The organism is Embleya sp. NPDC001921, from assembly GCF_053594475.1.
Window position 1 is genome coordinate 50,880 of sequence record NZ_JBSFEO010000062.1, and the last position, 8,516, is coordinate 59,395.

Annotated in this window: 7 protein-coding genes; 2 read left to right on the forward strand and 5 right to left on the reverse strand. The window is 72.6% G+C overall.

What is annotated here, in order from left to right; translation table 11 throughout:
- Positions 1-70: 70 nt before the first annotated feature.
- Entirely contained in the window at positions 71-739 is a 669-nt protein-coding gene (locus tag ACWCPW_RS45425; RefSeq protein ID WP_449767496.1) for a DedA family protein, read from the forward strand.
- Between the two features lie 216 nt (positions 740-955).
- Here ACWCPW_RS45425 and ACWCPW_RS45430 read toward each other — a convergent pair whose 3' ends face one another.
- The 4 genes from ACWCPW_RS45430 to murJ form a co-directional block, all read right to left on the reverse strand.
- On the reverse strand, positions 956-1,891 hold the full coding sequence (locus ACWCPW_RS45430) for an LPXTG cell wall anchor domain-containing protein (protein ID WP_449767497.1): 936 nt from the start codon (positions 1,889-1,891) through the stop codon (positions 956-958).
- A gap of 314 nt (positions 1,892-2,205) precedes the next feature.
- Positions 2,206-2,745 (reverse strand): orotate phosphoribosyltransferase, encoded by a 540-nt coding sequence (pyrE, locus tag ACWCPW_RS45435; protein WP_449767498.1) that lies wholly within the window; start codon positions 2,743-2,745, stop codon positions 2,206-2,208.
- 11 nt (positions 2,746-2,756) lie between these two features.
- Positions 2,757-3,578, reverse strand: coding sequence for a hypothetical protein (locus tag ACWCPW_RS45440; protein WP_449767499.1), 822 nt, complete (start codon positions 3,576-3,578; stop codon positions 2,757-2,759).
- Between the two features lie 88 nt (positions 3,579-3,666).
- Positions 3,667-5,484: a murein biosynthesis integral membrane protein MurJ gene (gene murJ, locus ACWCPW_RS45445; RefSeq protein WP_449767500.1), complete on the reverse strand. Its 1,818-nt coding sequence runs from the start codon at positions 5,482-5,484 to the stop codon at positions 3,667-3,669.
- A 173-nt stretch (positions 5,485-5,657) separates the two neighbouring features.
- On the opposite strand from murJ, the gene ACWCPW_RS45450 reads away from it, so the two are divergent.
- Entirely contained in the window at positions 5,658-6,854 is a 1,197-nt protein-coding gene (locus ACWCPW_RS45450; protein WP_449767501.1) for a lipid II:glycine glycyltransferase FemX, read from the forward strand.
- Positions 6,855-6,875: 21 nt separating this feature from the next.
- Here the strand turns inward: ACWCPW_RS45450 and ACWCPW_RS45455 are convergent, their stop codons facing one another.
- Positions 6,876-8,414 (reverse strand): polyamine aminopropyltransferase, encoded by a 1,539-nt coding sequence (locus ACWCPW_RS45455; protein ID WP_449767502.1) that lies wholly within the window; start codon positions 8,412-8,414, stop codon positions 6,876-6,878.
- Positions 8,415-8,516: the final 102 nt, after the last annotated feature.

Consider the following 8,516-nt stretch of genomic DNA (forward strand, 5'->3'; position numbering starts at 1 on the left):
CTCGTAATGATGCGCGGTTCACGACGGGGACGGGTGACGGGGCACGCGTCGCGCGGACTACCCTCCAGAGGTGGAATTCCAAGCTGTCAACGTCCTCGACGCGACGTCCCTCATCTCGACGTTCGGACTCATCGGCATCCTCGCGATCATCTTCGCGGAGACGGGTCTGCTGGTCGGGTTCTTCTTCCCCGGCGACTCGATGCTGTTCCTGGCCGGCGTCGCCGCGTCCTCGTCGGCGGAGGAGATCGTCGGCACGTCCATCTCGCTGCCCTGGTTGCTGGTCGGCGCGCCGGTATGCGCGATCGCCGGTGCCCAGCTCGGTCACTTCCTCGGCGCCCGGTTCGGCACCAAGATGTTCAACAAACCGGACTCGAAGCTGTTCAAGGCCGAGTACGTGACCAAGGCCGAGCAGTACTTCGAAAAGTTCGGCCCGGCCAAGGCAGTGGTGCTCGCCCGGTTCATCCCGATCGTCCGCACGTTCCTGAACCCGGTCGCGGGTGTCCTGGAGATGCCCGCCCGGACGTTCTTCCTGTGGAACGTCATCGGTGGCCTGGTGTGGACCGACGGCATCATCCTGCTCGGCTACAAGCTGGGCGACACGATCGGCAGCAGCATCGACAAGTACCTGCTGCCGGGGGTGTTCGTCATCGTGCTGATCTCGTTGCTGCCGATCATCATCGAGGTCATTCGCAGCAAGCGTGAGGCGAAGCGCGAAGCGGCATCGTCGTCGGGTAGCTGAACACATACGCTCTGAAGCGGCGGTGCGCATATGTGCGCCGCCGCTTTTTCATTGCCCGGACCACCGGGGTTAATCAGTCGTATCGAAATGCATCCGCGTACAACCTTTTCCCGCCGTCATGAGTCGTCTCGACCGCGACTATTGCGGGAGAACGAAAAACACCCTGCCCCCGGACGGGGACCGGGGGCAGGGCGGCTTTGGGGCGGGCGTCCACCGTCAGGCGGAGGCACCGTTTCCGCGGCGACGCGCGATGACGACGAAGCCCGCGCCCAGGACGAGCGCGGCGCCGGCCGCGGCACCGATCAGCACCGGGGTGTTGCTGTCGTCGGCGCCGGTTGCGGCGAGCTCCTTGCCGGGCTTGACCGTGCCGGGCTTCGGCTTCGGCTTGGGCTGCGGCTTCGGCTTGGTCCCGGGGGTACCGGGGGTGCCGCCGGGAGAGTCGGCCTTCGCGATCAGGAAGCCGAACGTGTCGGACAGCGCGAACGCGGAACCCTCCTCCTCCTCGCCGAGGAAGCCGACGGTGGCGTTGAAGCCCAGGTTCTTGCCCAGCGGCGCGTCCTTGGTGACCGCGATCCGAAGCTGGATGGTGACCGACTTGCCCGCCGCGACCTGGTAGGGGGTCTCGACGTACTCGCCGTCCATCGCCAGGAAGCCGCCCACGGCGCCGTCCTCGTCGCCCAACTGGGCACGCTTCCAGGTGTTGCCGTCCAGGTACTCCAGGACGATGTGCGACGCCTTCAGGCTCTTGTCGGCGTTCCAGAACTGGAAGCCCGGCGCGAGCGCGAGCGACTTCTTGCCCTGGTTGGTGATCGTGGTCGAGAACGGGGTCGCCTTCGCCCCGCCGACCAACTTGCCCGGGAAGCCGTTGACCTTCGCGGAGATGCCCTCGCTGACGGCACCGCCACCGACGAGGACGGGCGGCACGTCCGCGTCGCCCTTCCCGGCGGCCGGAGCCGCGGTGGTCGGAGCGGTGCTCTTGGCGCCCGTCCCCGGCTTGTCCGCCTCGCCCTTGGGCGCCGCGGTCGAGGACGCGGTGGTGGTGGGGGCGGAGCTGGTCGAACCGGCGGCCATCGCGGCGGGAGCGGCGAAAAGCGCGGCCGAGGAGACCAAGGCCACGACGGCGGTCGTGGAAAGGCTGCGGCGCAACTGCATCAAAACCTCTTCGAATGGTGGAGCGGAGACGGCCGCCGGGTCGGACGGGGAACCGACCCGGCGGCCCGAGGGGAAAGGGCAGGGGTGATTACGCCCCGTTCGGCGCGAATCGACTCAGCCGCGAGATCGCGGCCGGCGCGCACGGGACGACATACACGAAGAATTCACACTTCCCCCCCGGGAAGTCCGGTCGGCGGACGCGCCGACGTCGGAACTGGTCCGACAATATCCGAGACCGCGAAAAAAGCAATGGCCGCCCCATGAATGCGCAAGGCATCACACGGGGCGGCCGGAGCGGAATGTACGGGTGGGCCTTAATTCAGTTCGAGATCTTCCAGGTGGTAGGCGACCCGGTACTCCAGGCCGGCCTTTTCCACCGTCGGGGCGGCTCCGCGCTCGACGATCACCGCGACCGCGACGACCTCGGCGCCGGCCTCGCGCAGCGCCTCGACGGCGGTCAGCACCGAACCGCCGGTGGTGGAGGTGTCCTCGACCGCCAGCACCCGGCGGCCCTTGACGTCGGGCCCCTCGATGCGGCGCTGAAGCCCGTGCGCCTTGCCGGCCTTGCGCACCACGAACGCGTCCAGCTTGCGCCCCTGCGCGGCGGCGGCGTGCAACATCGCCCCGGCGACCGGGTCGGCGCCCAGCGTCAGGCCGCCGACCGCGTCGAACTCCAGGTCCGCGGTGAGCTCCAGCATGACCCGGCCGACCAGCGGCGCGGCCTCGCCGTCCAGGGTGATCCGGCGCAGGTCGACGTAGTAGTCCGCCTCCCGGCCGGAGGAGAGGACGACCTTGCCGTGCACGACGGCCTTGGTCTTGATCTGGTCGAGGAGCGCATCGCGGTCGGAACTCATGGCACCGGAGCCTAACCGGCGCGACGCCGACGCACGCGCACCCGACGCCAGACGAGCAACGCGCCGAGGACGGGCACCAGGACCCCGACCGCACGGCGCGCGGCGCGGCCGGTGCCGTGGCCCGCCCGGGACCACAGATCCGGCTCCGCGTCGCCGTTCGCGGCCGCGCGCGACGCGGACGGCCGGGCGCCCTGGGTCCGGGCACGCGGCGTGGCGAACGGGTCCGGGAGCGGCACGACCGACTCGAACGGGGTGTCCGCAGGCACCGGCGCCAGTTCGTCGGTCAGCGCCGCGGCGAACAGGTCGGCTGCCCGGACGAACGCGGCAGCCGGGCGGATCGGGGCGGACCCGACGGCGTCGCCCCCGGCGCCCTCGTCGGGCGCGTCGGGCGTGTCGGGCGCACCCGACGCGTCGGCGAACACGATCCGGGTCCGGCTCGGCCCGTCCTCGTCGTCCGCGTCCAGGTCGTACAGCCGCACGGCGAACTCCGCGCCGACGCGGATCGTGCCGGACCGCGCCGCGCCCCGGTCGCCGTCGCCGCTTTCGTCACCACCGCCGTCGCCGCCGGCGCCGTCCACACTCTCGACGCCCTCGACGCTCGCGACCAGCGCGAGCGGCTCGATCGCGTCCACCAGCCGCAGCGTGCCGCGATGGGTGATGGTGTCGGCACCGACCCGCAGTTGCCACCGACCGGTCAGCTCGATGCCCTCGGCACCGGTCCGGGCCGGCTCGTCGAGCAGCAGGCCGGGAACACACTGGGCCAGCCGCTCGGCGTCGTGGAAGGTGTCCCAGACAGATCGGACCGGGATCGGCACGACGACTTCGTACTGCATCCGTTCTCCCCGTTCATGGCGGCGGACGACGCTCGACCGGCTCACCCGTGAACCGACCCGTGCGGTCGGCAGGTACGGTCCCACCCCATCACACCCGCCGGTGTCGTCCGGTCGGCGCGTCGGGGTCGATCACGCGCGGCGTGGCGCCCGGGTCGGGATCCGGGCGCGGCGACTCCCTCGGCAACCACAACCGACGCGCCCGCGGATACGCGATCGGCACCACGAGCACCGCGAACAGCGCCGCCGCGCCGACCAGCGCGACCGCCGAGCCCACCGGCCCCGAGCCCAGCGTGTGCGCGCACCGACGGGCGAGCAGCCACGAGCCGCCCGCCGCGGCGGCGGAGACGACGGCCAGGCCCACGTGAGTGCGCGCCACCCGGACCGTGTCCAGCCCGCCCAGCCGCCGGCGCAGCACCCGGGCCAACCACACCAGGCCGATCACCTGCGCGGCGCTGTACCCGGCCGCCATCCCGGTGACCGCCCACTCGGCGGGCAGCGTGCCGTAGGCCACGAGCGCGAACAGCGCCCCGGCCGCGGTCATCGCGACATTGGCCCAGAACGGCGTACGCGCGTCCTGGACCGCGTACAGCCCGCGCTGGATCAGGTACTGCGCCGAGTACGCGATCAGCCCCGGCGCGAACGCGGACAACATCAGGCCCATCGCGCGGGTGTCCGCCTCGGTGGTGACGCCGTGCCGAAAGACCACGGCGGTCACCTGCGGACCCAGCGCGAGGAACAGGAACGACACCGGCACGATCACCAGCGCGTTCAGCCGCAGGCCCCGGGAGATCGACTCGCGGACCCGCGCGGGGTGTCCGTCCGCCGCGGCCCGGCTGATCCGGGGCATCAGCATGGTCGCGATGGACACGGTGACCACGCCGTGCGGGACGATCCACAACAACTGGGCGTTGGCGTACGCGGTGTAGCCCACGCCGTGGCCGACCCCGGAGTCCACCGCCTTGTCGGAGACCTCGACCGCGAGCCGGGTGACCAGCCAATAGCCCACCTGGGAGACGCCGACCAGGCCGACCGCCCAGCCGGCCATCCGCAGCGGCGTGCCCAGTCCGTGGCCGCGCCAGTCGAAGCGTGGTCGCCAGCGCACCCCCGCCGCGCGCAGGTACGGCACCAGCGCGGCCGCCTGCACCACGATGCCCAGCGTGGTGCCCAGCCCGAGCAGGCGGGTCTGCGCGGGCGTGATGCCCTGCGCGTCCCGGACGTCGTGCGCGACCAGCAGGAAGGACCCGAAGACCGCGATCACCACGAGGTTGTTCAGGATCGGCGTCCAGGCCATCGGCCCGAACCGGCCGCGCGCGTTGAGCACTTCGCCGACCAGGGCGAACACGCCGTAGAAGAGGATCTGCGGCAGGCACATCCGGGCCAGCGCGATGGTGAGGTCGCGCTGCGCGCCGTCGTAGTCCGCGTAGGCGGACACGATCGCGGGCGCGGCGAGCACGCCCGCGATCGTGAGCACGAGCAGCAGACAGCCGACCGCGGTGAGCAGACGGTCGGTGTAGCCGGCGCCGCCGTCCGCGTCCCGCCGTGCGGCGCGCACCAGTTGCGGCACCAGGACCGAGTTGAGCGCGCCGCCGACGAGCAGGATGTACAAGATGTTGGGCACCGTGTTCGCGACGTTGTAGCCGTCGGCGAACAACCCCGTTCCCAGGGCGGCGACCACCGTCGCGCTGCGGGCGAAGCCGGTCAGTCGCGACACCGCCGAGCCCAGCGCCAGGCTCGCGCCGCCGCGCAGCACCGACCGGCCGGCGCGCCCGGCACCGCCTCGCGCGGCCCGGTCGGCCGCCGGTTCCCCCGGCCGCGCCGACGCTGCCGCGGGCGCGTTCGACGCGTCGTCGCGGGCCTGTCCACGAGCGTGCCGACCGCGCGGCGGCGCCGCGACGACATCGCTCACAAAAGCCTCCGATTCGGGCTCGATCGGGGCTCCGGACATGGTCCCCCTCTATCTGAGTCCTCGGCGGGCCACTTGCGTTGCATCCGAATTTTCCGGTGACGAAACCCGCTGCCACGGGCTCTTAAAGGGGTGCGGGGCTACCCCGCATCCCTCCGTCCCCGAGGAGAAGTCCCGTGGTCACGCTGCTCCCGGCGCCGCCCGCGCGCTCGACCGTTCCCGCCGCGCCCGTCCCCGCCGCCCTCGTGCCCGCCGCGGCCGGCGACCCGAGGCTGCGGGTCGCCCCGCTGACGCCCGACGCGCATCTGGCCCATCTCGACGGGCGCGGCGACGCGGGCTTCCTGCAATACCCGTCCTGGGCCGTGGTCAAGGAGGCGTGGCGCAGCGAGGGCATCGGCTGGTACGACGCGGACGGCGTCGTGGTCGGGTCGGCGCTGGTGCTGTACCGCAAGATGCCCAAGGTGCCGTACTGGTTCGCGTATCTCCCCGAGGGCCCGGTGATCGACTGGACCGACCCGAACCCGCAGCGGTGGCTGGCGCCGCTGATCGAGCACATGCGCGCTCGGCATGTGTTCACGGTCCGGATGGGCCCGCCGCTGGCGCACCGGCGGTGGCAGGCACAGACCGTCAAGGACGCGGTCAGGCACGGTCTCAAGCACCTGGACCGGGTCACCCCGGACGAGATCGACCCGCTGGGCGCCACCGTCGCGCTGCGGTTGGGCGACCTGGGCTGGCGCGCGTCCGGCGACGGCGCCGACGCGCAGCCCCGATACACCTTCGAACTTCCCTTCCAGGGACGTTCGTTGGACCATGTCAAGGCGGGGTTCAACCAGGAGTGGAAGCGCGCGATCGGCAAGGCCGGCAAGGCCGGGGTGGACATCACCGTGGGCGGCTACGAGGATCTGCCCGCCTTCTTCGAGTTGCTCCAGGTCACCGAGCGCCGCAACGGGTTCCGGTTGGGCCGTGAACTCCCCTACTACGAACGCCAGTTTCGCGCCCTCAACACCGAGTCGGCGGGCCGGATGAAGCTCTACCTGGCCCGCTTCGAGGATCGGCTGCTCGCCGCGCACACGCTGATCAGCGCGGGCTCGCGGGTCTGGTACCAGACCGGCGCCTCCACCGACCACGGGCGCGGCGTGCGGCCCAGCCACGCGTTGCAGTGGCGAATGATCCGGGACGTGCACGAACGCGGCGTGCCGGTCTACGACATGCGCGGGGTCAGCCCGGTGATCGACCCGGACGACCGGCTGTTCGGGGTGCTGCGCTGGAAGCTCGGTACGAACGGACGGGTCGTGGAGAACCTGGGCGAGTGGGAGTACCCGGTACTGCCCACGCTGCACAAGGCGTTCCGGGCGTACATGTCGATCCGCTGAGGATCGGGCCGCGGTTGTCGCTCAGCCTCGCGCGTAGTCGGCGATGCGCGGGTTGTTCAGGGTGGACGGGGGCACGTCCACGCGTGCCTGGTGCGGCGGGAACCAACCGGCCCGGGCCAGCCGGTCGGCGGCCAGGAACGGGACCACCGCCGGATCCGGGGCGTCGTCGGCGGCCCGCAGGTCCGTGCCGGGCGCGACCGCGGCGAGCACGAAGCCCCGGTCGGCCGGGCCCGGCACGGTGACCCGATACGGCACGGTGCGCAGGCCCGAGGCGCGCAGACCGGCCTCGGCGCACCAGTACGCGCGAGGATGCGCGTCCGGCGCGGGGGCGTGCACCACGATCCGGCCGGCCGGGCGCAGCACGGTCCGGGTCAGGCCGTAGAACTCCCGCGTGTACAGCCGCGCGGCGGCACCGACGGTGGGCCCGGGCAGGTCGGCCACGACCACGTCGAAGCGCTCCGCGGCGCCGCGCACCCACGCGAACGCGTCCGCGCCGACCACCCGTACCCGCGGGTCGGCGAACGCGTCGCCGGCCAGCGCGCGCAACCGCGGGTCGGTCCGCGCGGGCGCGGTCTCGGCGACGCGCGGCACCACGAGCACGACCTCGCGCACCGCCGCGTAGCGCAGCACCTCGCGCAGGGCCAGCCCGTCGCCCCCGCCGAGCACGAGCACCCGCTCGTGCCGGCCGGCCATCGCGGGGTGTACGAGCGCCTGCGCGGTCTCGCTCGCGCCCGGGGCCGCGACCCGCCGCTCGCCGGCCACGTACAGCTCGGGTCCCGCGCCCGTGTGGGTGAGCACCACGTCCTCCCGCGCGGACACCACGTCCCCGTCGTAGAGCGCGTCGCGCGCGGCCCGCTCGAAGGCCGGCGTGTACGCCCAGGTTCCGGCCAGCAGCGCGAGCACCGCGGCGACGGCCGCGTACATCACCACCCGCAGCCGAACCGGCAGGTCGGCGCGGAACAGCCACAACACCACGAGCGCGCCCGCGATCGCGTTGACCACACCGGCGAGCACGACGGTGCGCAACTGGCCCAGGTGCGGCAGCAGCAGGAAGGGGAAGAGCAGACCGCCGATCAGCGCGCCCACGTAGTCGGCCGCGAACAGGTCGGCCACGGCGCTGCCCGCGTCCTGTGGGCGGATCCGCTGCACCAGCGTCATCAGCAGCGGGATCTCCGCCCCGATCAGCAGCCCGAGCACGGCCGCGACGGCGATCATCGGCCAGCGGTAGACGTCGTACCAGGCGAAGGTCGCGTACAGCGCGGTCGCGCACATCCCGCCGCACGCCGCGAGCAGGATCTCGGCGGCGATGAAGGCCGCGGCGGCCCGGCGCGCGAGCGGCTTGGCGGCCAGCGCGCCGACGCCCATCGCGAAGACCATCACCGAGAGCACGATCGAGGTCTCCACCACCGGGTCGCCGCCGAGCGTGCCGCCGAGCGCGGCCAGCGCGAGTTCGTAGACCAGTCCGCACGCCGCGCAGACCAGGACGGCGAGCAGGACCACGAACCGCGCGGGCCCCGCGGCGAGCGCGGCCGGGCGGGCCCGGGCCGCGGACGCGCGCACGATGGTGGCCCGCCCCCTCCTCGATCGGCGCGCTGATCGTGGTGAGCACCTCGACGCGGCAGCGCGTACCCGGCATCGCGCAGAAGGTGGCGCAGCTCGTCG